The sequence below is a fragment of the Pararobbsia alpina genome, from assembly GCF_902859895.1.
GTDB classification, from domain to species: domain Bacteria; phylum Pseudomonadota; class Gammaproteobacteria; order Burkholderiales; family Burkholderiaceae; genus Pararobbsia; species Pararobbsia alpina.
Map to the genome: position 1 here is coordinate 39,771 of NZ_CADIKM010000011.1, position 26,546 is coordinate 66,316.

The window sequence follows — 26,546 nt, forward strand, 5'->3', positions numbered from 1 at the left end:
ACGATGCATTCATCCCCCTCAGCGTCACCCCGGCAGTGGAACACCCGAGCGCTCGAAAAAGCGCGCCGCCTCAAACAGATCGAAGGCTGGCTCGACGAGGGTGCGCTGAAAAGCGAACGCATCGTCGATGCACTCGAAGCCCTGATCGCGCCCGGCGACCGCGTCGCCCTCGAGGGCAACAACCAGAAGCAGGCGGACTTCCTGTCGCGCGCCTTTGCGAAAGTCGATCCGTCGCGCGTGCACGATGTCCATCTACTGATCTCGAGCATCAGTCGCCCCGAGCATCTGAGTCTGTTCGAACGCGGCATCGCGCGGAAGGTCGATTTTTCATTTGCGGGACCGCAAAGCCTGCGCGTCGCGCAACTGCTCGAAGACGGGCTGCTCGAGATCGGGGCGATCTACACCTACGTCGAGTTGTATGCACGCATGTTCATCGACCTGACCCCGCAAGTCGCGCTGATCTGCGCCGTGCAGGCCGACCGGCACGGCAACCTCTACACAGGCCCGAACACCGAGGACACCCCGACGATCGTCGAGGCAACCGCGTTCCGGCACGGCATCGTGGTGGCGCAGGTCAACGAAATCGTCGACGAGCTGCCGCGTGTCGACATCCCGGCTTCGTGGGTCGATGTCGTGGTTCAGGCAGACCAGCCCTTCGCGGTCGAGCCGCTCTTTACGCGCGATCCGCGGCATATCGGCGAACTGCAGATCCTGATGGGGATGATGACCCTGCGCGGCATCTACGAGCGCTACGGCGTCAAGACACTCAATCACGGCATCGGCTTCGATACGGCCGCCATCGAGCTGTTACTGCCGACCTATGGCGCTTCGCTCGGGCTCAAGGGAAAAATCTGCACCAACTGGGCACTCAACCCCCACCCGACACTGATTCCCGCGATCGAAAGCGGCTGGGTCGACAGCGTGCATTGCTTTGGCAGCGAAGTCGGCATGGAGAACTACATCGCGGCGCGTTCGGATGTCTTCTTCACGGGACGCGACGGCAGCCTTCGGTCCAATCGCGTGTTATGTCAACTGGCCGGGCAATACGGTGTCGACCTGTTCATCGGTTCGACGCTGCAAATGGATGCCGACGCGAATTCGTCGACCGTCACGCTCGGCCGGCTCGCGGGTTTCGGCGGCGCGCCGAACATGGGCCACGATCCGCGCGGGCGACGTCATTCGAGCGAAGCATGGCTCGCGTTGATGAAAGACACCGGGCCTGTCAGCCGTGGCCACAAGCTCGTGGTGCAAACCGCCGAGACCTATAAGAAAGGTGGCGAACCGACCATCGTCGACACCCTCGACGCGATTGCCGTCGGCGAGAAGAGCGGCATGCCGATCGCACCCGTGATGATCTACGGGGACGACGTCAGCCATGTCGTCACCGAGGAAGGCATTGCGTATCTGCATGCGGCGCAAGGGCAGGAAGAACGGCGGGCGGCGCTGTCGGCCGTCGCCGGCGTGACCCCGGTCGGCATGCGTGCCGACCCTGCGAAGACAGCCGAACTCAGACGGCGCGGCATCGTTGCCTTTCCCGAGGATCTCGGCGTGCGGCGCGGCGAAGCCAAACGTTCGATGCTCGCCGCGCGCAGCATCGACGACCTCGTCGCATGGTCGGGCGGTCTGTACGAGCCGCCGGCACGCTTCAGGAGCTGGTGAACCTCATGCCCGCTCTCGCCAATGCCAAAGCCGCCCGCTCCGACGCCCCGGTTCCTTCCGGGACGCCTCGAGCCGACCGCGTCGATGCTTCGATACCGCGTTCACCTCATCGAGGCGCCTTTGTGAGTATTTCGAATCTCGCTGATCACGCCGTGCGCGCCTTGATCGATGAAGCCTGCCTGACACCGAAACCCGGACTGGTCGATCAGCGCGGCAGCGGCGCACATCGCGATCTCGATCTCGATACGATGTTGCGCTCGGCGCGCTCGCTGCATCCCACTTTCAACGCCATTGCCCAAGCCAGCGCACACGAACCGCCATCCCAGTCACTGCGCGAACGCCTGGCGCAGATAGGCCGCGACGGCGAAGCCGCGATGCTGCGTGCAACGGGCCGCAGCAACGCACACCGTGGCGCAATCTGGATCGTCGGCTTGCTGTGCGCCGGCGCCGCCTACTGTATGAACGACAGCGCATCCGCGTCCGGCAACCGCGCAGCGCTGTTCTCCACGGCCGCCCACATTGCCCGCTTCGACGACCGCCATGCGCCGGCCGTCGTCTCCAGCAGCAACGGTGCGCGCGTCGCCCGGCAGTACGGCGCAAAAGGCGCGCGCGGAGAAGCGCACGACGGCTTCCCGCATGTGACGGAGGTCGGCTTGCCCGCCCTGCAACGCGCACGCGATGCGGGCCTGAACGAAAATGACGCACGCCTCGAAGCCTTGCTCTCGATCATGGCAAGACTCGAGGACACCTGCCTTCTGCATCGTGGCGGGCACCCCGCCCTCGAAGCCGCACAGCAGGGCGCGTCACAGGTCTTCGGCGAAGGCGGTCTCGCCACCGATGCGGGCCGCACCGCCTACGCCGATCTCGACCGCCGGCTGCTCGTCCTGAACGCATCGCCCGGCGGCTCGGCCGACCTGCTCGCCGCCACACTGTTTGTCGATTCGCTCTGACGCAATAAACACACGCGAGGAAACACACCATGGAACAGTTACGCTACGACTATCCCGCTACGCGCCCCGTCACCCGGCGTGCCCATGTCGGCGTGGTCGGCTCGGGGGATCTCGAAGTCCTCCTGTCTCCGTCCGGCTCCGCCGACGCCGAAGTCGTGATTCGCACGAGCGTCGACGGGTATGCACATGTCTGGAAAAGCGTGCTCGACCGGTTCTTTACTCGCTACGACGGTGCCGTTCGGCTCGAACTGAATGATTTCGGCGCGACGCCCGGCATCGTCATGCTGCGTCTGGCCGAGGCTGTCGAAGCCAGCGAGGGCGATACCCCATGAACGCGCACGACACCTTCATCGCCCAGCACAGCTTCATCGAAATGGGTGCGCGCGAACGCGCCCGCTCCCTTCTCGATCCCGGTACCTTTCGTGAATTGCTCGGTCCCTTCGACCGGCTCGAATCCCCGTGGCTCGCCATGCAGGACATCGTCTGCCAATCCGACGACGGCGTCGTGGTCGCACGCGGTCAGCTCGATGGCCAGGCGGCCGTGATCGCCGCGATCGAACCCGCCTTCCAGGGTGGCAGCATCGGCGAAGTGTCCGGTGCGAAGATCGCCGGCGCACTCGAACTCGCTCTGCTCGAATTCGAAGCAGGGCGCGACATTCGCCCGATGATCCTGTTCGAAACCGGTGGCGTGCGATTGCAGGAAGCGAATCTCGGTCTCGCCGTCATCGCCGAAATCCACGCAGCCATCGTCGCGCTTCGGCGCCACGTCCCCGTGATCGGCATCATCGGCGGGATGGTCGGCTGCTTCGGCGGCATGTCGCTCGCCGCCGCTCTGTGTACCGAACTCGTCATGACGCGTCAGGCACGCCTCGGCATGAACGGACCCGAAGTGATCGAGCAGGAAGCCGGCCTCGAAGAACTCGATGCGGCAGATCGCCGCCTGATCTGGTCCATGATCGGTGGCGAACAACGCGTGAGCACGGGACTCGCCGATACCCTCGTCGAAGACGACGCCGGACAGGTCCGCGCCGCAGCCATCGCCGCCTTTGAACGAGGCGTACCCGAACAACACCGAAGCGCACAGGTACAACAGCAACTCGAACGCCTCGCCCAAGTGAACCCGGCCGCGATCGATCCCGCGATACTGCGCGACCTCTGGCATGGAGCCGCACGATGACAACGCCCTCCCTCTCTCGTGGCCAGATCTGGTTCGATGCCCTGAGCGCATGCCAGACAAACCAGAGCGGACCGATCCGCCATGCCGACGCAACCCTGGGCGATTCGAAAGTGCGCTACCTGGCCGTCGTACCGGATCCGCAGAATCGCTTCCCCCGTGCGACCGACAACGTCATGGGCCTCGAACAAGGATGGCTCCTCGCACGCGCCGTTCGCGAGGCAATCGATGCCGATCGCGATGCCCCTGTGAAACGCCCCCTCATCGCGATCATCGACCTCAAGAGCCAGGCCTACGGACGCCGGGAAGAACTGCTCGGCATTCATCTCGCATGCGCGGCTCCCGTCGACGCCTACGCGAGCGCGCGTCTGGCAGGTCATCCCGTGATCGGCCTGATCGTCGGCCCCGCGATGTCCGGCGCCTACCTCGCGCATGGCTACCAGGCCAATCGCATCCTCGCCCTCGACGCCCCCGGCATCAGCGTGCATGCGATGGGCAAGGAGGCGGCTGCCCGCGTCACGCGACGCAGCGTCGAAGGCCTCGACGCACTCGGCGACACCGTGCTGCCCATGTCCTACAAGATGAGCGCCTACGCAAAACTCGGCCTGCTGCACGAACTGATCGAAGGCATCGACGCCGACCAGCCGGGAGCCACCGGGATCGAACGCGTACGCCGCGCCCTGATCGCCGCGATCGAAGACGCACGCAACGGCCCGAACGACTTGTCGAACCGCCTGCGATCGCCCGACGCCCAGCGCATGCGTGCCGCATCCATCGAAGTGCGCCGGCGTCTTGCCGAACAATGGAATGCGCCTTGAAACTGCACGACCTGCTGCGCATCGCGCCGTCCTCATGGAGCGATGCGCCCGCGTGGGTCGAAGCAGCGCTGATACGCGCCCCTTTTGCCGTCGTACGCCGGGCTCTTTTCTCGAACGGCCGGATACCCATCGGCCTGCGAGGCTCGACCCGAAGCGAACGCTTCGGCACATGGGTTGACGAGAACCAGGTCTTGAACACGACCAAGCCCGAAGACCTTCTCGCAATCGAGCCACGGCGCGACCTTCCCGCCTTTGCCCTGCTCAGGCAGATCATCCCGATCTGCAGCGCCACCGCCCTCCCATGGGGCCCTACGGGGAGCGCGGGCTTCGAACTGGCAAGCGGCATGCCGACCCTGAGCGAGACGAGCGATCTCGATCTCGTGATACGCATGCCGACCCCCATGCGTGAAACCGATGCCACCGCGCTCTTCGACACATTGACCCAGGCCGCGCGCACCCAGCACATCCGGATCGACATCCAGGCCGAGACACCGAACGGCGCCTTTTCTCTCGCCGAATATGCCCGTCCCCACCGACACATACTGCTGCGCCATACCGACGGCCCCCGGCTCGTCGCCGACCCATGGCACGACGACGCGCGATATCGCCGACAGCCATGACACCCGGCAGACCGCCCCGTGATCGCCAATCGCCAGAACGCCCGTCAGACCACCCCATGATCGCCTACCTGTTTCCCGGCCAAGGCGCCCAGCGTGCCGGCTTCCTGCATGCACTCGACCATCCCGAGGCCGTGGCGGCGATCAGTGAAGCGTCCGACATCCTCAAACAGGACATCCTCGCGCTCGACAACGAAGAGACCCTGCGCTCCACCGTCGCCGTGCAGATCACACTCGTCGTCGCCGGCGTCGCAACCGCGAGGGCACTCAGCAAGGAAGGCATCGAAGCCGACGCAGTCGCCGGCCTGTCCGTCGGTGCCTATGGCGCCGCGGTGGCCAGCGGCGCCATCGCGTTCGCCGATGCGCTGAACCTGGTACAGCTCCGCGCCCAATTGATGGAAGCCGCCTATCCCTCCGGCTACGGCATGCTCGCCATCGTCGGCCTGAGCGAACAACAAGTCGGACGTCTACTCGGCGACGATGCCTACCTCGGCAACCTGAACGCCCCCCGCCAGATCGTCGTTGCAGGCAGCGACACAAGCCTCGCACGCGTACGTCAACGAGCCCTCGAGCAGGGCGCACGCAAAGCCGAGCGTTTGGCGATGAACGTCCCATCGCACTGCATACTGCTCGACAAAGCCGCCCAGGAATTGAGCCGGGCCGCGAGCGAGATCACCTTCAACAAGCCTCGCATCCCGTACATCGGCAATCGCGGCGCACGCGTACTACGCGAAGCCGACGCCATTCGCGAAGACCTCGCCACCAACCTTCGCTACCCCGTCCGATGGCACGAATCGACCATCGCACTCAGCGAACTCGGCATGCGCGTGCTCGTGGAAATGCCCCCTGGCCGAACCCTCACACTACTCGCGAGCGAAGCCCTGCCCGAAATGGCTACCGTCGCCCTCGAGTCCATGCCGATCACTTCAGCCGCTTCCCGAATTCGTGCCCGACTTGCCGCCCTCTAAAATGATCGAAACGCGCAAAATAAACCCCACCCACTTCTGATTCGATACACTATGCGCATACCCGCGCCCTTCGATCGCAGCGCAGCCGGCCCACCCCACCCGCCCCAATCACCATGAAAGTTGCAAAACGCCGTGAGGCCATGCTCAAAGCCGTGTTGTCCGGCACCAGCGACGTCAGCGCTTTGTGCGAACACTTTGGCATGTCCGAGGCCACCGTCCGGCGCGACCTGCGCGCCTTGGCCGACGAACGGCGAATCTTGCGAACCTACGGCGGTGCCGCCCCTTCCGTGGGCACCCACGAGCCCGAGGAATCCCTCGACATCCGCCGAGAAAGCTTTCGCGCGCAAAAAGAAGCCATTGCGCGCGCCGCCGTCCTGCACATCAAGGACGGCGACACCATCTTCCTCGACGGCGGCACCACCACCGCCGCCCTTGCCCGCTATCTTGTCGCGCGGCGCGACGTCCATGTCGTCACCAACAACCTGCTTGCCGTCGGCATCCTTGCCCCGAGCGAAGTCCGCGTGACCCTCGTGGGGGGCGACGTGCGGCCGAGCAGCCTGAGCACCCTCGGCCCTTTGGCCGAAGTCGCGCTGAGCCGCGTATCTTTCGACAAAGCCTTCCTGGGCGCCGACGGCGTCGTAGCCGGGCGAGGCTTATGCGAAGCGAGCGCAGAACAGGCATGGCTCAAGGAATGCGTGATTCGGCAGGCCGCGAACGTCTTCGTGCTCGTGACCTCGCACAAACTCGATCACGCGAGCCAACAGCACTGGACCCCGCTCGAACGTCATTGGACGTTGATCACCGACGCCGCCCCAAATGCTCCCGAGCTGGTGACATTTGCGTTGCGCAACGAAATAACGATCGATACCGCGGCGTAGGCAGTTCAAAGCCGGCAGGCAGGCCGAGCTCGACACTCGGGCGAAACCCGGCACTCACGCCAAACCCACCGCGAGGCCAAATCCAGCTTCCAACCCGAAATGGGGCTGAGAGAGTGGACGGAGCGGGGCCGGTCGCCCGCAGCATGTTCCGCGGAGGGCGAGCGGCCCCGCTCTGGCCGCTTGGCTGGGCGTGGAAGGGGCTGCGGGGACCGCTCCCCTCTAAAGCGAAGCAAAACCCCAGCAAAAATTGACCGATCCAAGCGCTAGGTTAACTACTTAATGATCGATTCAATCATTTTGCCTTAAACTCTCGTCTCAGACTTCGACAGACATCCGCGATCGTCACCAGCATTTCAGCGAGCTGACGCCACCGCGATCCGGCGACTCAACCTTGGGCAATGGAAATGCATCGAGATCGCGCGCGGGCCCTCGCCCACGATCGGTATCATCAAGCAGGCTAGAACGCATGAAGAACGCATTGACCGCATGAGAATCATCCAGCCAGCCAGCGACGAAAAAAACAGCGCGACGAGCCTGCTGATCATTGCCGACGATCTGTCCGGCGCCGCCGATTGCGCGATCGGTTTCGCGAGCGCGGGGCATCGCACGGTCGTGACGCTCGACAGCACGCGCGCACCCAACACGCACGCCGCGATCGACGTCATCGCGACCGACACGGATACGCGCCGATCGAGCCCGGAGGCCGCGGCTCGTCATACCGTCGACGCGTGGCGGACGCTGCATACGCCCGGCCGCCGACTCTACAAGAAGATCGATTCGACACTACGTGGCAACTGGGCCGCCGAAGTCGCCGCGTTGCAGCCATTTGCGGGACTCGCGATCGTCGCACCCGCGTTTCCCGCGACCGGGCGCACGACACGCGGTGCGCGCGTGTTCGTCAACGGCTCGCCGCTCGAGACCACGGACACGTGGCAACTCGAGAATGCGGGCCAACGAGCGGATATCGCTGAACGGCTGGGCAACGCGGGGCTTTCGACCGCCGTGCTCGCGCTCGATGCGGCCCGGGACACACGCGAGTCGCTGGTCCGCGCGGTTGCGATGCACGCGATGCGCGGAATCCAGGCCTTGATCGTCGATACCCAGACAAGCAAGGATTTGGCGCTGCTCGCACAAGCGAGCGCCGCGATGGACGAGGCGCTGTTCTGGGTCGGGTCGGCCGGCCTGGCGCGCGAAATGGCGTTATTGCCCGACCTGTTCGGCGCGTCCGCGAACGGGCACGCCGCCTCTCACGTATCGCCCGCGTCGCCCGCACCGTCCGCATTGCAGCAAAGCGGCCCGATCCTGGTTCTGGTCGGAACCTTGTCGGCGGTGTCCGATGCGCAGTGCGCGATGTTGCGCGACGCTGCCGGGATTGCCGAACTCGTGGTGGCGCCCGCGGTCCTTCGCGCCGGCCCCGAACATATGCAATGGCCCGCCCTGCAGGCGCGCATCGGTGCGCATCTGGCGTCACAGGCCGATCTGCTGCTGCGCATCGGCCGCGACGACTTGTTCGACCCGGCCCAGGGCGCGCACCTGAGCACCGCGCTCGGCCACCTGATCGCGCCGCACTTCGGCAAGATCGGCGGCCTGATCGCCACCGGCGGCGAAACCGCGCGCGCGGCACTCCATGCGACGGGCATCGACAGCCTCGAACTCGTCGCGGAAGTCGAACCCGGTGTCGCAATCGGCAGACCCCTCGATGCGCGCACTCGCGAGGGCCACGCGCATCGCCCCTGCATCGTGACCAAGGCGGGGGCCTTCGGCACCGCGCAATCGCTGCATGCGGCATGGCGGCACCTGCGTGATTCGACCTATGTGTAAGCGCGCGTAGCACGCACCCACCCCACACCCACCCGACTCATGCCGGGTCGCGGCCGAACCTCGGGCGCGCCGGCGACAGGAAGCAAAGGAAACGAGGCATCACATCATGAGCAACCAACTTCCCATAATCGGTATCACGATGGGCGACGCCACGGGCGTCGGTCCGGAAATCATCGTCAAGAGCCTCACGCACGACATCGTGTTCAAGCAATGCCGTCCGCTCGTGATCGGCGATGCACGCCGGCTCGAAGAGGCCAACGCCATTGTCGGAGCAGGCATGAAGGTCCGGCGCATCCGCGATGCATCGGAAGCGCATGCGCAGCCGGGCACGATCGACTGCATCGATCTCGACCTGATCCCCGACGGCCTGCCGTTCGGCAAGCTGTCGGCCGTGGCCGGCGATGCAGCCTACCAGTACATCGCACGCGCGGTGGAGCTCGCCCAGGCGCGGAAGATCGACGCGATCTGCACCGCCCCACTGAACAAGGAAGCGCTGCACGCAGGGGGCCACAAATACCCGGGGCACACTGAATTGCTTGCCGAACTGACCGGCGTACCCGAAGTGTCGATGATGCTCGTCGCGCCGCAGTTGCGCGTGATCCACGTGACGACGCATATCGGCATCATCGACGCGATTCGCAAGATCGAACCGGGCCTCGTCCAACGCACCATTGAGCGCGGTAACGCGACGCTGATGAAAGCCGGTATCGAACGACCGCGGATCGGCGTGTGCGGCATCAATCCGCATGCGGGCGAAAACGGCCTGTTCGGCTATGGCGAGGAAGAAGAGAAGATCGTTCCGGCGATCGCGATACTGCAGGCACGCGGCCTCGACATAACGGGTCCGCTGCCCGCGGATACCTTGTTCTACCGCGCGGGCCGCGGCGATTTCGATCTCGTGGTCGCGATGTATCACGACCAGGGGCATGGCCCCGTCAAGGTGCTCGGCCTCGAGGCCGGCGTCAACATCACGGTGGGACTCGAAGTGATCCGCACCTCGGTCGACCACGGCACCGCCTTCGATATCGCGGGCAAAGGCATAGCCGATGAACGCAGCCTGCTCGAAGCATTGCGCCAGGGAGCGGAACTGGCAGACCGGCGCACGTAGGCACGCCTCGGATTTTTATCGCTGACCTGCACGAGCACGGCTTGAGATACTGGGTCGATCGTAACTACTTATTCATTGGAGTCGTACAGGTATGTTTCGTATCGCTGTAGTGGGATGTGGTGTGGTGGGTTCCTCGTGGTCGCTCGTGTTCGCGCGTGCCGGTTTCGAGGTGTCCGTGTACGACGCGTCGCCGGCGGCCGTACAAAGTACGCTGACGTTCGTGCGCGCAGCGCTCGAGGATCTCGCCGCACAGGGTCTGGGTGGCGATGAGGATGTGCAGACCGTATGCGCGCGGCTGAAGCCCGCGCATTCGCTCGAAGCAGCGCTCGAGGGTGCCAGCTATGTGCAGGAGAGCGCACCCGAGCGGGTCGAGATCAAACGTGAACTGTATGTGCGGCTCGACGCCATCGCCTCGCCGGAGACGATTCTCGCGAGCTCGACCTCCGGGCTGCCGGCCTCCTCCTTTACAGACCACCTGCCGAATCGGGCACGATGCCTGGTCGTGCATCCGATCAACCCGCCGCACCTCGTCCCTCTCGTGGAACTGGTGCCTGCGCCGTGGACCGATGCCGCCGTGGTCGAACGCGCGGCCGCGCTGATGGAACGCGTCGGCCAGGCTCCGATCAGGCTGGCTCGCGAGATCAACGGCTTCGTCGTCAACCGGCTGCAGAGCGCCTTGCTGGGCGAGGCATTCCGACTGGTCGAAGACGGCATTTGCAGTGCTGCCGATGTCGACAAGGCCATCTCGGATGGACTGGGACTTCGATGGTTCTTCATGGGCCCGTTCGAGACCATCGACCTGAACGCGCCCAATGGTATCGCCGAATACTGCAAGAACCTCGGCCCCATGTACTACGGTCTCGCCCGGGAACAGGCCGACCCGCGTGAATGGAGTGCCGAACTGGTCCAGTCCATCGAACGGCAACGGCGCGAGCGCACCCAGGCAAGCGGCCTCGCCGCGCGGCGCGCATGGCGCGACCGCTGCCTGGCCGCATTTGTCGCTGCCAAACGACGTGTGTTGGGTTGATTGCTCGCTATTGCTCCCCTTCAAAGCTGATGAATTGCGCCGACGACCAGATCTTGCTGTCGTGACGCTGCCGGCCGAAGAAGTAGACGGGCCGGAAACCGAACGGTGCGTTCACGGGTGCGACTTCGATACTGCCGGCCAAGTCCACCGGTTCGTCGGACTTAGCCGACATGGAACGGTTTAGGACGTACATCCCCGGGGTGGGCGGCTTGCCGCTCATACTCAGAGATAACCTGGGCGCCGAACAACAGGAACGCGGCCAGCGCCTCCAGGCTGAACAGAACCACGATGGCCGTCGTCAGCGAGCCGTACACGACACTGACTTGTGACAGCGTGGCGAAGTACCACACCAGCACGTGCCGGGTGATTTCCCACAAGATCGCCGCTATGATTGCACCGACCAGCGCATGTTTGAGCGCCGGACGGCCGACTGGGATCACCAGGTAGATCGAAGTCAGTACGAAGATTTCCCCGGCGACGCCGAGAAAATAGAGCAGCACGCGCGCCAGCCCGCTCAAGGGCATGTGCCATCCGAATACATCGATGCTCTCGGCGCCCACCGCGTGCAGGAAGCTCGACACGAGCGTAACGACCAGCACCCCGACACCGAGCGACAGGCAATAGCAGTACGGCAGCAAGGCCGACACCAGGAAATGGCGCCGCCGTATTGCAACGCGATGGACAAAAATGATCGACATCGCGTTTTCCAGCACCGTAAAGGCGAGCGAACTGAAGAAGATCATCGTCACGAGCAGCACCCAACCGATCACGGCGCGATGTGCCACGAAATTCGCGAGTTCGCCGGCTACGGCCTTGGCCTGCCCGGGAACCAGCCATTCGAGTAGCCGGGCGAGCGAGTCGAGCAGGACTTGCTGTTCGACGAGCCCCGACAGGCCGATCACGATGAGGATCAGCAAAGGGACAATGGACAGGAGCGCGTAGTAGGCCACGGCACCCGCGAGCAGCATGCCCTGATTGGCACGAAAGGCTTTCAGGGTTTGCATCAGGAATTGAAAGGGATGCTCCGCCACATTCCGGAAGAACGGATCGAATAGGGGCCGCATGATGCCTCCGCCGCGCGAGCGGGTTTGACCGAGGTGAGCGTGTCGCGCCCGCGCTTGATCCACGTTCTCAGCAAAAGTCGGTCCGGGCCGGAAGCTTGCGGGTTTCCGGTCGGCAGCCAGGTTGGAAATGCTTCTTATACAAGTCGTGGTCTGTAAATTCACTTTACAGCCCAACGCCTGTAATGTCCTAATACAGGCCATGTATTGTATTTTCTCTATACAGATCATAGACTGTATCAATGAAAAGACGTGGCCGGAGGAGGCAATGGACTATCCCGTCAAGACGCTAAGCCAGCTTCGCCCCATCCTGCAGGGTTTTCGCAAGGCGGCCGGCCTGACCCAGGCGGCGATGGCGGAGCGCTTGGGAATCACCCAGCAAAGCTATGCCCAACTGGAGGCCAAACCGGCATCTGCGAGCGTGGAGCGGCTGTTCAAGATCCTGCGTCTGCTGGATGTTGACATACAGCTATCGTATGCGGCATCTCCGCAGTCCAAGGCCGAACCCGCTGCCAAACTCGTGGCAAAACGCGCTAGTAGCGCCGATCAGACACGGGTGAGTCGGAAGAAGGAAAACCGCCAGCCCCGGACGACCGGGGTCAAGACACAAGCCGCAAAAGCGGCCGCCCCGACCCGGCCTCCCCCCGTCGTCGTCGCAATGAAGAAGAAGGAAAATTGGTAAGCATGCGCCGTCAATCTCGTACGCAGCGACTCAATCTCTGGATGAACGGCATTCCAGTGGGCTACTGGGAAAAAGGCCGGGACGGGGAAGGTCTAGGCTATTTCGACGAATGGATCGCCGACGATCAAGGCCGCCCCCTCTCGCTGTCGCTTCCCTTTACCCCCGGCAATCAGCCTTATCGCGGCGAGCTTGTCACCGCCTTCTTCGACAACCTGCTGCCGGACAGTGATGCAATCCGGCGCCGGCTGGCGCAACGTCACCAGACGGGAAGCACCCGGCCCTTCGACCTCCTGGCCGCCCTGGGCCGGGACTGCGTCGGCGCCATACAACTGCTCGCTCCAGAAGATAGTCCGGCGGATCTCTATGGCATTGCGGGAGAGCCGTTGGCCGAAGCTGACATCGCGCGTCTACTGCGCAATGCGACGAGCGCGGCGCCGCTCGGACAATATGATCATGACGAAGATTTGCGAATATCGATTGCCGGCGCACAGGAGAAAACGGCGCTTCTGCGGCATGACGGGCAGTGGCTCCTTCCGGCAGGCAGCACGCCGACCACCCATATCTTCAAGCTGCCGCTCGGCCTGGTAGGCAACATGCAGGCGGACATGCGAACCTCCGTCGAAAACGAGTGGCTTTGCTCGAGAATCGTAGCCGCATACGGCCTACCTGTTGCTCCCTGCGAAATCGCCAGTTTCGAAGATCAGAAGGTACTCATCGTCGAACGCTTCGACCGCAGGTTGTCCGTTGATGGAAGCTGGATTGTTCGCCTTCCGCAGGAGGACATGTGCCAGGCCACAGGTACGTCTCCTTTGCACAAGTACCAAGCGGATGGAGGGCCTGGCATCGCCGCAATCATGGATCTGCTGCTCGGATCGGAAAACGCGAATCAGGACAGACGTCATTTTTTCAAGGCACAGATGGTGTTCTGGCTGCTTGCCGCAACCGATGGCCACGCCAAGAATTTCAGTATTGCCCATCTGCCGGGCGGCCTCTATCGATCTACCCCGCTCTATGACGTACTTTCCGCGCACCCGATCATCGGCAGCGGTCGAAACCGGATAGCCCGGCAGAAAGCGAAGCTCGCGATGGCGGTACGCGGCAGCAGCCATCACTATCTGATCGACAAAATCCAGCCTCGCCACTGGATCGCGCAAGCGCGTCAGGTGAAGCTTGGGGACGGCATTGCCAAGGAAATCATGGAAGACGTCGTCGACTCGACGGATAAGGTAATCGGTTCCGTAGAAGCTCATTTGCCTTCGGGCTTCCCTGATGAACTTGCGGATGCCATCTTGTCCGGCATCAGGAAGGAAAGCACCAGATTGGCAAAAATGTCCCAGATGACCGCTTCGTAACCAAATTGGCGAACGGGCATCAAATCTCTTTGATTGCCCGGAAGATGTTGAGCCAAACCGATAAATTAATACGCCAATAACCAGAATCGGCCGAAGGGGACCGGCGGTCTGCTGAGCATCGACGCCACCTTCGAATGAGGGACGGACACACGAGTCACCCATCGCGGCGCCTTCAGTGCGCCGCCACAGCCCACTGGACGCCCGTTTTAAGGGTTTTCCCTAAAGTTTTCCCGTAACCGGCCGATAACACAAACAGATTCCCGTTGCGTCGCAAGCGCCGAAGTCCCTACCCCCCCACCTCATGAAAACAACTTCAGTCGGAACACGGATCGCAGGCGGCTTCTCTGTCTTGCTCCTCGCCCTGGTGATCCTCACAACGGTCGGCATCGTTCAGGTCAACCACATTAATTCAAGCCTGACGACAATCAACGACGTGAACAGCGTCAAGGAACGCTACGCGATCAATTTTCGCGGCAGCGTCCATGACCGGTCGATCGCGGTTCGTGACCTGACGCTGGTCTCGGCCGCCGAACTGCCATCGGTGATCGCACACGTCGCGCGGCTCGAAGCGGACTACCAGGCATCCGCCGAGCCTTTGGACAAGTTCTTCAATTCCAGCATGCCCGTGTCTGACGAGGAACGCCAGCAGCTCGCGAAGATCAAGGCTGCCGAAGCGAAAGCGATGCCGCTCATGCATGACGTGATCGCCCTGCAAAAAGCCGGCGACACGGACGGGGCGAGGCAGGAGGTACTCGAGAAAGCGCGCCCTGCCTTCGTCGATTGGCTCGCCGCGGTCAACGGCTTTATCGACATGGAAGAAACCCTGAACGAAATTCAGGGCAAGAAGGCACGCTCCATCGGCGTGCACTTCGAATTCCTGATGCTGACCTTGACCGCCGTGGCGATCGCATTCGGTGCGATGGTCGCCTGGACGATCACTCGCAGCATTACGCGCGCGCTCGGCGGCGAGCCGGACGACGTCAAGCGAATCACGAATGCAATCGGCGACGGCAATCTTGCCGTACCGGTCACCCTGCGCGCCGGCGACACCGACAGCATCCTGGCATCGCTGAGCCGCATGCAGGCCGCGCTTCGCACGGTAGTGAACGACGTACTGCACCATGCCGACGGTGTGTCGTCGGCAAGCCAACAGATCGCGCTAGGTAGCGCCGATCTCTCGCAGCGCACGGAAAGCCAGGCGCAATCGCTGCAACAGACCGCGGCATCGATGGAACAGGTCACCGGCACCGTGCGCAACAACGCGGCCAATGCGCAGCAGGCGAGCACGCTCGCTTCGACGACGGCCACCGAAGTCGAGCGTGGCAGTGACATGGTTCAAGGAATCGTGCAAACCATGAGCGGCATCACGGCGGAATCGAACAAGATCGCGGACATCACGTCGGTGATCGAGGGCATCGCGTTCCAGACGAATATTCTCGCGCTCAACGCGGCGGTCGAAGCTGCGCGGGCGGGCGAGCAAGGGCGCGGCTTCGCGGTGGTGGCGACCGAGGTACGCTCGCTGGCCCAGCGTTCGTCGAGCGCGGCGAAGGAGATCAAGGTATTGATCGGCAACTCGGTGAAGCGTGTCCATGAAGGTGCGGCCGAAATCGAGGGTGCGGCGGGTGCGATGTCGCAGATCCTGACTTCCGTGCGCCGCGTCAACGGCATCGTCAACGAGATTGCGCAGGCATCGATCGAACAGGCCTCGGGTGTCGACGAGGTCGGCCGCGCCGTCGCTCATATGGATGAGACGACGCAGCAAAACGCGGCACTTGTGGAACAAACGTCAACAGCAGCGCTGTCGCTCGACCAGCAGTCCCGCGAGTTGCGGACTGCCGTGGGGGTCTTCCGCACGCATTGATCCTGCGTTGAGGCGGCCGGCATCCTGCAAGGCGCAGTTGCCGGCTGCGGCGCCGCGTAAGAACCCGCGGCAGTCGGCATCAGATGCCGCTATTTCATGCAACGCAGTTGCGCGCTCCCCGAGATCTCGGCACCGTTGAACGAGCAGTCTTTCTTGACCGGCGGAACCCAACCGTGCTCTGTCATACGTCCATTCTCGGCGCTCGCTTTACTGTCGCTCCAACCATGCGGACCGGAATCCGATGACTGGGTACTCGCGCCCCAGCCGTGCTGTTGCGTTCCCGACTGTCCGTCGTCCGACGACTGTGCGTAAACAGCCGCGACCATACCCATCACAACCCCGGTGAAAAGTATTTTCTTCATGATGTTCTCGTAGCATTGGTCTGTACTTCTTCAGGCGCCGGTCGTTGCCGATCGCTCTCGTCATTTCGGAAATGCCGCGTCGGGCCTTTCCGAAGACCGAAGTGTAACCTGCCTCTCGTGTCTCACGAGCAAGCGCGCCTGCCCAAACCTGGCCTGGAGATCGAGGCAGCGCGCATCAAAGGCCGACTGCCGCGGGGTTCAATTCGATGTGCAGGATCACCAGCCATCGCTTAGGGCAATCCGCGGTGATGCCCAGTGACCGGTGGGTATCGTCGACCGGTGCGATGAGGCCCTTCTCGCGAGCCATGGAGTACGCGCGTCGCGCATCCGACTGGAGCCACGAGCCGACGAGGAAGCACGTGACAAAACTGAACACCGACACGACCCTGTGCGGTACGTTCGGGTCGATCATCCCCGCGAGGTACAGGAACGCCGTCATCAGAATCTCGTTGGCGATGATCGAGGCAAGAATGACCTTCAGCATTCCCCTCAGTCGCATGACTGTTCTGGATGGCACGATCAGCGTGAGGTATTTGCGCGAGTGGTCTTTGAGGGGAGTTTTGTCGTTCATTGTCATGCGGCGCGCATGTCGCTCGCCTGCGATTTTTCGGCATCGGGCACGTAGGTAGCCAGTGCCAGCCCGCGCGTGGACGCGACCGTCTTGCTCAGGATCGCACTGACATAGTGCTTGCCTTCGAAATGGGCCGAGCCGGCGATGCCGAAACCCCTGCCTTCGTAAAACGAGATCAGGTGGGATGCGGGCGACGGTGTGTCGAGTGCAAGCACTTTGTAGCCGCGTATCGCTGCCCAGCCCTCGGCGAGTGCGAGCAGCGACTTGCCGATTCCCCTGCCCTGATACGCTGGATCGACGCCTAACTGATGGATGCTGGCGACGTCCTTGCGCCTGTAAAGCTCACAGCGCGCGTTTTCATCGGGCTCGTTCAATGTCATGGTCCCGACGAGGCGATCGTCACATACGGCGACATAGCAGTCGCCGCGTGTGAGCCGCTCAAGCGTCGTTCGACAAGACTGATCCACACAGGTGCAATTGAGCCCCATCGCCCCAAGTCGGGCGAACGATCGGTGCAGTATCTCAGTCAGTTCATCGAGCGAATCACGAGCCGGATCGAAGCGACGCAACACCAGGCGATCCATACCGCGACAGCCGTGTGCGGCCCACACAAGGGTTTTGACGAGTTCGAGCGATTTCGACATGACACTCTCGGTGCAATCTTTCCACGCCCAGTGTAGGGTTCACCGTTTGTGCGTCGCAAGAAAAAATGTCGCAAAAATTGGAGGTACGGCGCATGGCCAGCTTCGGCCGGTGGCCGAATTCTCTGCAACTGCCGCAAGTACACGCTTGCGCATCGTCGCACCGACCTTACCACGATCGCGCATCGCGTTCGAAACAGTCGCCGGCGTAACCCCCGGCATGGCAAGCGGCTTCGATCAGTGAGGTCATATTCTCGAAATAGTACGGCTCTGCACCATCGTAAAGGCGTGCGCCCTACCTAATTGTTCTTGAGCCGCGTTTAACGCTTGGGCTACATTCTGCGCCACAGATTTAGCGCATCGTCCTGGAGAACTCCCCTCATGTCCGATCTGCGTCTCGGCGTCTGCTATTACCCCGAGCAATGGCCCGAATCAATTTGGCAAGCCGATGCGCAACGCATGCGCGAGCTCGGCATCGAGCAGGTCCGCATCGCGGAGTTCGCCTGGAGCCGCATGGAGCCCTCGCCCGGCCAGTACGACTGGGCCTGGCTCGATCGCGCGATCGAGAGGCTTGCCGGAGCCGGTCTCAAGATCGTGATGTGCACGCCGACCGCCACGCCCCCTAAATGGCTGATCGACGCCCACCCGCAGATCCTCCCGGTCGGCGCCGACGGACATACCCGGGCATTCGGTTCGCGCCGTCACTACGATTTCTCGTCGCCTGAATACTTTGAGGCGGCCGGCAAGATCGCGCGCCAGGTTGCCCAACGCTACGGCCAGCATCCGGCTGTCTCGGCCTGGCAAATCGACAATGAGTTCGGCTGCCACTCCACGGTGCTGTCGTATTCGAAGCATGCAGTCACGCGCTTTCGGCAATGGCTTGCCACGCGTTACGGAACGATCCAGGCACTCAACGAAGCGTGGGGCACGGTGTTCTGGAGCATGGAGTACCGCACGTTCGACGAGATCGATGCCCCGGTCGGCACAGTCACCGAGGCGCATCCCGCCCATCGTCTCGACTACCGCCGTTTCGCTTCGGACGAGGTCGTGCGCTTCAACCGGATGCAGGTCGAGATCGTCCGCGAGCATTCGCCGGGCCGCCCGGTCGTGCATAACTTCATGCAGCTATTCTCCGAGTTCGATCACTACCGCGTCGCGGCGGACCTCGATGTGGCCGCGTGGGACAGCTATCCGCTCGGTGGCCTCGAAGAAGCGTGGTTCGATGCGCCGACCAAGGCGCGCTGGCTGCGCACCGGCCATCCCGACTACACCTCCTTCAACCATGATCTCTATCGCGGCATGTCCAGGCAACCGTTCTGGGTCATGGAGCAGCAGCCGGGCCCGGTGAACTGGGCGCGCTGGAATCCGGCACCGCTGCCGGGCATGGTCCGGACCTGGAGCTGGGAAGCGTTCGCGCACGGCGCGGGCTGCGTCTCATATTTTCGCTGGCGGCAAGTGCCGTTCGCACAGGAACAGATGCATGCGGGCCTGAACACACCTGACAACCAGCCCGACATCGGGGCCGGCGAAGCGCGTCAGGTCGCAAGCGAGATCGCCGTATTGCCGGCGACGCTCGAGCAGCCTCACTCGAAAGTCGCGCTCGTGTTCGACTATCAGTCGAAATGGCTGCTGGACATCCAGCCGCAAGGCATCGACTTCAACTACACGCGCTTCGCGTTCGAATACTACTCGGCGCTACGTTCGCTCGGGCTCGATGTCGATATCGTTTCGAAGGAGGCCTCGTTCGACGGCTATCGCCTGATCGTCGTTCCGTCGATGGCAATCGTCAGCGACGACTTCGTCACGCGTCTCGGCCAAAGCGGTGCGCAGCTCGTTTTCGGGCCGCGGACCGGCTCGAAGACCGACGTATTGTCGATTCCCTCGAACCTGCCGCCAGGCCCCCTCACCGCCCTCCTGCCCTTGCGCATCTGGCGGGTCGAATCGTTGCGGCCGAATACCGCGCTCGAGTTGATGTACCAGGGCAAACCCGGCACGGCTCATCACTGGCGCGAGTTCATCGAGGTGCCGGTCGAGGCCGCCGTACTGTCGACCTACCCGGACGGCGGCGCCGCGGTGATCCGCCATTCCCACTGTTTCTACCTCGGCAGTCTCTTCGATGAAGCGACCACGCGCGCCGTGATGCGCGATGCCGCGCGCGCCGCGGGCCTGCAGGTCGAAAGGCTCGACGAGGGCGTGCGCCTCGCGCGCCGTGCGGGCCTGACGTTTGTCTTCAACTATGGCGATTCGACTTATGCCGTGCCGCCCGACGCGACGTTGCTGTTCGGAGAAGCCCAGGTCGGCCCGCAGCAGGTGACGGTATTCCGGCCGGCCGCGCTTGGCCAGCCCGGACAAGTGAAGGAGGCGACAGCCGCCGCAGCGTCGTGACGCGAACATCGACAAAAACATTGACAGGAGACACGAGCATGAGGAAGTTTCGGTTGGCGGTCATTGCCGCGACGTTCGCCGCAGTGGGTCTGGCAAGCGCTGTGCATGCGGGTGAACTCGACGTGAATGTCGCGTTCAAGGGGGCCAGTCAGCGCGCTGTCTGGCAGTCGGTGTTCGATGATTTTCACAAGGCCAACCCCGATATCGAGGTCAAGGCTTCGTATATCGACGAGGAAGCGTACAAGGTCCAGCTGCCGCAGTGGCTGTCGACCGTCGCACCGGACATCGTCAACTGGCACAACGGCGAACGCATGAAGTATTACGCTCGGCGCAACCTGCTCGAGGACCTGAGCACCGACTGGGCAAAGAACGGCTGGAGCGACGCATACGCGTCGACCAAGGAGGCCTCGACGTTCAATGGCAAGCAATACGCCTTGCCGACGGTCTACTACTCGTGGGGCATGTTCTATCGCAAGGACTTGTTCCAGAAGGCCGGCATCGCAGCCGAGCCGAAGACATGGGATGAATTCCTCGACGCCGCGAAAAAACTCAAGGCCGCCGGTATCACGCCGATCGCCGTCGCGGGCCGGGATGCATGGACACTTGCGGGCTGGTTCGACTATCTCGATCTGCGACTCAACGGCAACGCATTCCACCAGGAGCTGATGGCCGGCGACGTGCCCTACACCGATGCGCGTGTGAAGAAGGTCTACACCACATGGAAGCAACTCATCGACGACAAGGACTTCATCGACAACTCGCTGTCGTACGATCTCGATGCCGCCCAGCCTTTCCTGTTCCAGGGCAAGGCGGCGATGATGCTGATGGGCACCTTCATCTCGGCGGGTTTTCCGGCAAGCGTGAAGGAGCAGATGGGCTATTTCCAGTTTCCGATCATCGATTCGAAAGTGCCGACCGCGGAAGACGGTCCCATCGAGTGCCTGAACATTCCGTCGAAGGCCAAGCACAAGGCCGAGGCACGCAAGTTCATCGCCTTCGTGGGTACGCCTGAAATCAGTGCACGGCTTGCCGAAGGGCTCGGCTCCTTGCCGGCGAACAGCAAGTCGCCTGCGCCGGCCGATCCGATCAACAAGATCGGTTTCCAGATCCTGTCCGGTACGAAGGGCGGCATCGCGCAGTTCTACGATCGCGACATGACCAAGGAAATGGCGGACGAAGGCATGAAGGCCATGCAACAGTTCATCGCCGATCCGACCAAGATCGATGCCTTGCTCGCCCAGCTCGAAGTGACCCGCAAGCGGATTTACCACAAGTCCTGAGCGGCATCCGCATTGCCTGCCGGTTGCCGCGTTCACGCGCGTGCACCCGGCAGGGCTTCAGGAGGATACATGCCGACCATCCCGCATACGCTGGCGCACGCGCCGGGCCGAGAACCCGCCCGTCGACGCGATCGTTATGCCGGCAGCCACCGTCGCGCCGCCTTCCTGTTTCTGTTGCCGGCCTGCCTGATGGTGGCGGTCTATGTCGTCTATCCGATCCTTTCATCGATCTGGCTCAGCTTCTACGACTGGGACGGCATGGCCGACAAGACCTTCGTCGGGCTCGGCAACTATGTCGAACTGTTCCGCGCGCCGACCTTCTACACCGCGCTCAGGAACAATGTGCTGTGGCTCGTGTGTTTCCTGCTCGCCCCGCCCGCGGGTCTGGCCGTCGCCCTGTACCTGAACCAGAAAGTTCGCGGCATGCGCGTGGTCAAATCGCTGTTCTTCGCACCATTCGTACTGTCGGGCGTGGTCGTCGGCTTGATCTTCAGTTGGTTTTACGATCCCACCTTCGGCCTGCTCGCGAAAATCCTCGGCCATGGCATACCGGTGCTCGGCGATGCGCGCTACGTGAACTTCGGGATCATCTTCGCCGCGCTCTGGCCGCAGACTGCTTACTGCATGATTCTCTATCTGACCGGCCTGACGTCGATCAACAACGAAGTGCTCGAAGCCGCGCGCATCGATGGTGCGCAACGCTGGAAGATGCTCTGGCATGTCGTGCTGCCTGAGTTGCGGCCGGCGACCTTCATGGCGATCGTCGTGACGATCATCGGCGCCTTGCGCAGCTTCGACCTGATTGCGGTGATGAGCGGCGGCGGCCCATACGAGAGTTCGACCGTGCTCGCCTATTTCATGTACGACCAGGCGATCAAGTACTACCGGATCGGCTACTCGGCGGCGATCGCCGTCGTGCTGTTCGCGATCATGCTCGTCTATATCGTCTACCACCTGCGCCGGATGTTGCGGAACGAACGCTGAAGGAGAATGCAGAATGTATCCGCTGCCAATTGAAAAATGGACGCCGGCGAGCCGCACGCTCTACAGGATCTCCTTGCCGATCGCCCTGTTCATCTGGCTGCTGCCGATGCTCGCGGTGCTCGTGACCTCCCTGCGTTCGGCCGACGAACTTGCGCGCGGCAACTATTGGGGCTGGCCCGAGCATCTCTCGCTGATCGCCAATTATCGCGACGCGCTGACCACGTCGCCCGTGCTGCACTACTTCTGGAACAGCGTGCTGATCACGGTGCCGTCCGTGCTCGCCTCGATCGCGCTGGCGTCGATGGCTGGCTTTGCGCTGGCGATCTACCGATTCCGCGGAAATGCGCTGCTGTTTGCCATTTTCGTGGCGGGCAACTTCGTGCCAGTGCAAATCCTGATGATTCCGGTGCGCAATCTGTCGCTGCAACTCGGACTTTACAACACCGTGTGGGCGCTCGTGCTGTTTCACACCGCGTTCCAGACCGGGTTCTGCACGCTGTTCCTGCGCAACTTCATCAAGCAGTTGCCCTTCGAGCTGGTCGAGTCGGCGCGCATCGAAGGTGCGAGTGAATGGCGCGTGTTCCATACGATCGTGCTGCCGCTGATTCGTCCCGCACTCGCGGCGCTGGCCGTGCTGGTGTTCACGTTCGTGTGGAATGACTACTTCTGGGCGCTGTGTCTGACACAGGGTGATGAAGCTGCCCCGATCACAGTCGGTGTCGCCGCGCTCAAGGGGCAATGGACCACTGCATGGAATCTCGTCTCGGCGGGGTCGATCCTCGCGGCACTGCCCTCCGTCGCGATCTTTTGGGCCATGCAGCGCCATTTCGTCGCCGGTCTGACTTTCGGCGCGACGAAGGGGTGAGCGGTGTGAAAGCTCCTGTCATTCACGCATGCGCGCTTTATCTCGATCCCGATCGTATAGCGTCCGCCCGTTCACGTCGACTCCGTTGACATGCGCTTGTGGCGTCAACCACCCGTCTCACCGGCGTGATACTTGGCAACCGCATGGCTCATGCTGAAGAACATCCGATCGTGCCCGAGCGTTTCTCCCAAGGGAGAGCGCCGGACCATCACCAGTACGCCGGGATTCAGGCCGACGAGCCAGACCGTGATTCCCTCGTCCTCGCGCAACTTCTTCTCCGCTTCAATCAGCATCTTCAATGCGGTGTACTCCAGATCGAAGACTCCCGCGAGATCGAGCACCACCACCTTCGGCCTCACCGCGGTAATCGGCGACCTAATCTTCTGGCCGATACGCTGCGCATTGGCAAAGAAAATTCGCCCCTCCGGCCTCAGCATCAGCAGGCCGGGAAAGGTTTCATCCTCGGGATGCTCGCCCGACTGCGGACGGAACACATTCGTGCCGGGCTTCCTGCCAAGAATATGAACCGGTGGATCCGACACCTGGTGAGCGAGCGCCACCAGCGACAGAATGATCGCGACGACAATCCCTTCCAGTGTACCGACGAGCACCACACCGACCAGCGCGACCACCGCCCAGATGAACTCCGTGCGTCGGACTTTCAGGATATCCCGGAACTCCGACGGCTGGATCAACCCGACCGAGTACACGATGACCACTGCGGCCAGCGTGGCTTCCGGCATCAGCCCGATGAGAGGTGCCAGCAACAACATCGTGCCAAGCGCGGCTAACGAGGTGAACAGTCCGGACAGTTGAGATCGTGCGCCCGACAAGCGGCTCACAGCAGTCTGCGTGGTCCCTCCGCCGGCGGCCATGGCGCCCAGAAACGCGCCACCAAGATTCGCCAGCCCCGTCGCCAGCAACTCTTCGTTTGGCTGTGGCACCGGCTCGCCACGCTTCGCGAACGCGCGTCCGGCCGCGATGGTTTCGGTAAAGCTCATCAGAGCGATGCCTAGCGCCGGCGGCCAAAGCGCCATCATCATCGGAAGATCCGGCAACGTGAGCGCAGGCAGTCCCGTCGGGACATGGCCCACCGTCTCCACCCCGTACGCCGACAGGCCGAACAGGTCCACGCAGGCAATCCCGGCCGCCACCGCGATCAATGGCGCAGGCGCACGCGGGAGTAAACGCTCCATGGCGATCAGAAGGCCGATCATGACGGCGCCGACAGCCACAGTGGCCCATGACGCTTGCGGAACCCCCTGCACGATGGCGAGCAGGTTGTGTAGAAACGAGCCTTTGTGAAAATGGATGCCAAGCAGTTTCGGCACCTGGTCCACGACTATGACGATCCCGACGCCTGCTTTGAAGCCGATCAGCACCGGTTCGGAAATGAAATTCGCGACAAAGCCCAGCCGCAACAGTCTCGCGACGATCAGGATCGCGCCCACCACGCATGTCAGTGTCGCCGAAGCCGTCATCAGACGGGCCGTATCGTTCGCGGACGCCACGCCGTCAAGCGCACTCGCGACCAGGATCGCGATCGTTGTCGTCGTGCTCACGCTGAGGACGCGCGACGTTCCCAGCAAGGCATAGATCAGCATCGGTACGAAGGCGGTGTACAGACCGACCTGAACCGGTAGGCCAGCGATCGTCGCATAGGCGAGCGCCTTCGGGATGACGACCGCGGCCACGGTCAGCCCCGCGACGATATCCGGCCTGAACCACGCGCTCTTGTAATCGCGAAGCCACTCCGGGAAAGGCATGCGGATACTGCCCGTCGAAAATCGCAGCGGCCGGCGGTCCAACTGGCTAGGAAGCCTTCGTTGACGTCTAGCGCATTCTGGCTTCATGGAGCTTGTCGACGGGAGCGGCCAGGGTCAGGACTCGCGGCTATATACTTAAACGGATAGCCATTCCCGACTCCATGCTGCGCATGCTGACCTAAGGCATTTTTTGAAGATCCTTTCATAATTTAGGCGTCGGGACGAAGACCAGCAATGCGACCTTGGTCCAATATCGTGACCGCCCTGACCGTCGTACGCTATCGCAGGTAGTGCGGCAGCGCCACGACGGGACAGGCGCAGTCACCAGCAGGGACCCGCCACCGGCAATAAGAAATCGGCGCACCACCTGGCATCGTGATCAGTTGGAAGGAGCAGTCATGAAACGGTGGAGTGAAAGACTGTCGCAAGCGGTGTGCATGGGGTTCCTTGTTGTAGCGATGATGGTTTCGAGCGGCGTGAGCGCCCAGAGTCCACCGCAGCAGCCGACCTTCAAGCCAGAGGAGCTCGAGGCGCTGGTTGCACCGATCGCGCTCTATCCGGACTCGGTCTTGTCTCAGGTTCTGATGGCCTCGACCTATCCGCTCGAAATCGTGCATGCCGCGCGTTGGGTCAAGGCCAATCCGAACATCAAAGGCGATGCCGCGGTGAAGGCAGTACAGGACCAGCCCTGGGATATCAGCGTGAAATCGCTTGTCGCCTTTCCGCAGGTGCTCGAGCCCATGAATGACAAGCTCGACTGGACCCAGAAGCTTGGCGACGCCTTCCTCGCGCAGGAAAGCGACGTGCTCGCTGCGGTGCAGCGACTGCGCGCGCGTGCTGAGCAATCGGGCAACCTGAAGTCCAATGAGCAACAGAAAGTGATCACGGAACCTGCGCCGGCTGGCGGGCAGGCCACACAGACCATCGTACGCATCGAACCGGCGAACCCGGAGGTGATCTACGTGCCAGCCTATAACCCGACGGTCGTGTACGGCGCGTGGAGCTATCCGACCTATCCTCCATACTACTGGGCACCGTACCCGGCTTATTATCCCGGCGCCGCGCTCGCCACCGGATTTGCCTGGGGCGTTGGCCTCGCCGCAGCGGGAGCCGTCTTCGGCAACTGCAACTGGGGGGGTGGGGACGTGAATATCAACGTCAACAAGGCCGTCAATATCGATCGCAACTTTGATCGCACCAATGTTCAGGGTGGCAAGTGGCAGCATGACGCGAGCCATCGCCAGGGTGTCGCCTACCGCGACAACGCGTCCCGCGAGAAGTATGCAAAGAATGTCTCCGGCGCCGACGCGCGCGGTGACTTCCGTGGCCGCACCGGTGACGCAGGCGACCGAGGTGGTGTAGGCGACCGAGGTGGTGTAGGCGACCGAGGCGGCGTAGGCGACCGAGGCGGTGTAGGCGACCGCGGTGGTGTAGCGAACAACGCCGGTATGGGCGACCGCGGCGGTGGAGGGAATGCAGCCGGCGTCAGCAATCGCGCTGGTGGAGCGAATACCGCCGGTGTCAGCAATCGCGCGGGAGCAGACCGCGCGAGTACCGGAGGCGGCCGCGACAATGCCTTCCAGGGTGTAGGCGGCGGGGGTGCCTCGCAGCGGGACTTCAACCGAGGACAATCCAGCGCGCAGTCTTCGAGCTTCAGCAGACCGAGCGGCGGGGGCGGGATGCGCTCGGGCGGTGGCGGACGTGGCAGGCGCTAGG

General features: G+C 62.9%; 26 protein-coding genes. 19 read left to right on the forward strand and 7 right to left on the reverse strand.

Features of this window, described 5'->3' with window-relative positions; genetic code table 11:
* The first annotated feature begins 3 nt into the window (after window positions 1-3).
* From mdcA to HV670_RS13750, 11 genes are all read left to right on the forward strand, one after another.
* Window positions 4-1,659, forward strand: a complete 1,656-nt coding sequence (gene mdcA / locus HV670_RS13700; protein ID WP_175105335.1) for a malonate decarboxylase subunit alpha — start codon at window positions 4-6, stop codon at window positions 1,657-1,659.
* A 122-nt stretch (window positions 1,660-1,781) separates the two neighbouring features.
* Window positions 1,782-2,609 carry a triphosphoribosyl-dephospho-CoA synthase gene (locus tag HV670_RS13705; protein WP_343054430.1) on the forward strand — a complete coding sequence of 276 codons (828 nt, stop codon included), beginning with the start codon at window positions 1,782-1,784 and terminating at the stop codon, window positions 2,607-2,609.
* A gap of 29 nt (window positions 2,610-2,638) precedes the next feature.
* Window positions 2,639-2,941 (forward strand): malonate decarboxylase subunit delta, encoded by a 303-nt coding sequence (locus HV670_RS13710; protein WP_175105337.1) that lies wholly within the window; start codon window positions 2,639-2,641, stop codon window positions 2,939-2,941.
* The gene (locus tag HV670_RS13715; protein ID WP_175105338.1) at window positions 2,938-3,786 is read left to right on the forward strand and encodes a biotin-independent malonate decarboxylase subunit beta; all 849 of its coding nucleotides are present in this window, start codon (window positions 2,938-2,940) and stop codon (window positions 3,784-3,786) included. The genes HV670_RS13710 and HV670_RS13715 overlap by 4 nt, the downstream gene beginning before the upstream one ends.
* Complete coding sequence (gene mdcE, locus HV670_RS13720; RefSeq protein ID WP_175105339.1) at window positions 3,783-4,601, forward strand: biotin-independent malonate decarboxylase subunit gamma; 819 nt, start codon at window positions 3,783-3,785, stop codon at window positions 4,599-4,601. Before HV670_RS13715 ends, mdcE begins: the two co-directional genes overlap by 4 nt.
* Window positions 4,598-5,221: a malonate decarboxylase holo-ACP synthase gene (locus HV670_RS13725; protein WP_246257377.1), complete on the forward strand. Its 624-nt coding sequence runs from the start codon at window positions 4,598-4,600 to the stop codon at window positions 5,219-5,221. Before mdcE ends, HV670_RS13725 begins: the two co-directional genes overlap by 4 nt.
* A 56-nt stretch (window positions 5,222-5,277) precedes the next feature.
* The gene (mdcH, locus tag HV670_RS13730) at window positions 5,278-6,186 is read left to right on the forward strand and encodes a malonate decarboxylase subunit epsilon (protein ID WP_175105341.1); all 909 of its coding nucleotides are present in this window, start codon (window positions 5,278-5,280) and stop codon (window positions 6,184-6,186) included.
* A 113-nt stretch (window positions 6,187-6,299) separates the two neighbouring features.
* The gene (locus tag HV670_RS13735) at window positions 6,300-7,064 is read left to right on the forward strand and encodes a DeoR/GlpR family DNA-binding transcription regulator (RefSeq protein ID WP_175105342.1); all 765 of its coding nucleotides are present in this window, start codon (window positions 6,300-6,302) and stop codon (window positions 7,062-7,064) included.
* A gap of 486 nt (window positions 7,065-7,550) precedes the next feature.
* On the forward strand, window positions 7,551-8,885 hold the full coding sequence (locus tag HV670_RS13740) for a four-carbon acid sugar kinase family protein (protein WP_175105343.1): 1,335 nt from the start codon (window positions 7,551-7,553) through the stop codon (window positions 8,883-8,885).
* A gap of 106 nt (window positions 8,886-8,991) precedes the next feature.
* Window positions 8,992-9,993 carry a 4-hydroxythreonine-4-phosphate dehydrogenase PdxA gene (gene pdxA, locus HV670_RS13745; RefSeq protein WP_175105344.1) on the forward strand — a complete coding sequence of 334 codons (1,002 nt, stop codon included), beginning with the start codon at window positions 8,992-8,994 and terminating at the stop codon, window positions 9,991-9,993.
* A 91-nt stretch (window positions 9,994-10,084) separates the two neighbouring features.
* A complete protein-coding gene (locus HV670_RS13750; RefSeq protein ID WP_175105345.1) occupies window positions 10,085-11,020 on the forward strand; it encodes a 3-hydroxyacyl-CoA dehydrogenase in 936 nt (311 codons plus the stop codon).
* 7 nt (window positions 11,021-11,027) lie between these two features.
* Here HV670_RS13750 and HV670_RS13755 read toward each other — a convergent pair whose 3' ends face one another.
* Both HV670_RS13755 and HV670_RS13760 read right to left on the reverse strand, forming a co-directional pair.
* Entirely contained in the window at window positions 11,028-11,192 is a 165-nt protein-coding gene (locus tag HV670_RS13755) for a hypothetical protein (protein ID WP_175105297.1), read from the reverse strand.
* The gene (locus tag HV670_RS13760) at window positions 11,182-12,084 is read right to left on the reverse strand and encodes a YihY/virulence factor BrkB family protein (RefSeq protein ID WP_175105346.1); all 903 of its coding nucleotides are present in this window, start codon (window positions 12,082-12,084) and stop codon (window positions 11,182-11,184) included. The genes HV670_RS13755 and HV670_RS13760 overlap by 11 nt, the downstream gene beginning before the upstream one ends.
* A 265-nt stretch (window positions 12,085-12,349) precedes the next feature.
* Here HV670_RS13760 and HV670_RS13765 point away from each other — a divergent pair, with 265 nt between their 5' ends.
* From HV670_RS13765 to HV670_RS13775, 3 genes are all read left to right on the forward strand, one after another.
* Window positions 12,350-12,763 (forward strand): helix-turn-helix transcriptional regulator, encoded by a 414-nt coding sequence (locus HV670_RS13765; RefSeq protein WP_175105347.1) that lies wholly within the window; start codon window positions 12,350-12,352, stop codon window positions 12,761-12,763.
* Window positions 12,764-12,765: 2 nt separating this feature from the next.
* Complete coding sequence (locus tag HV670_RS13770) at window positions 12,766-14,115, forward strand: type II toxin-antitoxin system HipA family toxin (RefSeq protein ID WP_175105348.1); 1,350 nt, start codon at window positions 12,766-12,768, stop codon at window positions 14,113-14,115.
* 301 nt (window positions 14,116-14,416) lie between these two features.
* Window positions 14,417-15,976 (forward strand): methyl-accepting chemotaxis protein, encoded by a 1,560-nt coding sequence (locus HV670_RS13775; RefSeq protein WP_175105349.1) that lies wholly within the window; start codon window positions 14,417-14,419, stop codon window positions 15,974-15,976.
* Window positions 15,977-16,065: 89 nt separating this feature from the next.
* On the opposite strand, the gene HV670_RS13780 is transcribed toward HV670_RS13775, so the two are convergent.
* The 4 genes from HV670_RS13780 to HV670_RS30985 form a co-directional block, all read right to left on the reverse strand.
* Window positions 16,066-16,338: a hypothetical protein gene (locus HV670_RS13780; protein WP_175105350.1), complete on the reverse strand. Its 273-nt coding sequence runs from the start codon at window positions 16,336-16,338 to the stop codon at window positions 16,066-16,068.
* Window positions 16,339-16,513: 175 nt separating this feature from the next.
* Window positions 16,514-16,909, reverse strand: coding sequence for a hypothetical protein (locus HV670_RS13785; RefSeq protein ID WP_246257379.1), 396 nt, complete (start codon window positions 16,907-16,909; stop codon window positions 16,514-16,516).
* 2 nt (window positions 16,910-16,911) lie between these two features.
* Window positions 16,912-17,553 (reverse strand): GNAT family N-acetyltransferase, encoded by a 642-nt coding sequence (locus HV670_RS13790; protein WP_425511422.1) that lies wholly within the window; start codon window positions 17,551-17,553, stop codon window positions 16,912-16,914.
* A gap of 39 nt (window positions 17,554-17,592) precedes the next feature.
* On the reverse strand, window positions 17,593-17,772 hold the full coding sequence (locus HV670_RS30985; protein WP_425511423.1) for a LacI family DNA-binding transcriptional regulator: 180 nt from the start codon (window positions 17,770-17,772) through the stop codon (window positions 17,593-17,595).
* A 168-nt stretch (window positions 17,773-17,940) separates the two neighbouring features.
* Here HV670_RS30985 and HV670_RS13800 point away from each other — a divergent pair, with 168 nt between their 5' ends.
* The 4 genes from HV670_RS13800 (at window position 17,941) to HV670_RS13815 (ending at window position 23,064) form a co-directional block, all read left to right on the forward strand.
* On the forward strand, window positions 17,941-19,935 hold the full coding sequence (locus HV670_RS13800; RefSeq protein WP_175105424.1) for a beta-galactosidase: 1,995 nt from the start codon (window positions 17,941-17,943) through the stop codon (window positions 19,933-19,935).
* Window positions 19,936-19,973: 38 nt separating this feature from the next.
* A complete protein-coding gene (locus HV670_RS13805; protein ID WP_175105352.1) occupies window positions 19,974-21,215 on the forward strand; it encodes an ABC transporter substrate-binding protein in 1,242 nt (413 codons plus the stop codon).
* A 69-nt stretch (window positions 21,216-21,284) separates the two neighbouring features.
* On the forward strand, window positions 21,285-22,199 hold the full coding sequence (locus HV670_RS13810; protein ID WP_175105353.1) for a carbohydrate ABC transporter permease: 915 nt from the start codon (window positions 21,285-21,287) through the stop codon (window positions 22,197-22,199).
* 13 nt (window positions 22,200-22,212) lie between these two features.
* Window positions 22,213-23,064 (forward strand): carbohydrate ABC transporter permease, encoded by an 852-nt coding sequence (locus HV670_RS13815; RefSeq protein ID WP_175105354.1) that lies wholly within the window; start codon window positions 22,213-22,215, stop codon window positions 23,062-23,064.
* Between the two features lie 104 nt (window positions 23,065-23,168).
* On the opposite strand, the gene HV670_RS13820 is transcribed toward HV670_RS13815, so the two are convergent.
* Window positions 23,169-24,830 carry a SulP family inorganic anion transporter gene (locus HV670_RS13820; protein WP_246257381.1) on the reverse strand — a complete coding sequence of 554 codons (1,662 nt, stop codon included), beginning with the start codon at window positions 24,828-24,830 and terminating at the stop codon, window positions 23,169-23,171.
* A 398-nt stretch (window positions 24,831-25,228) separates the two neighbouring features.
* Between HV670_RS13820 and HV670_RS13825 the strand changes: the two genes are divergently transcribed.
* Window positions 25,229-26,545 carry a DUF3300 domain-containing protein gene (locus HV670_RS13825; RefSeq protein WP_175105356.1) on the forward strand — a complete coding sequence of 439 codons (1,317 nt, stop codon included), beginning with the start codon at window positions 25,229-25,231 and terminating at the stop codon, window positions 26,543-26,545.
* Window position 26,546: the final 1 nt, after the last annotated feature.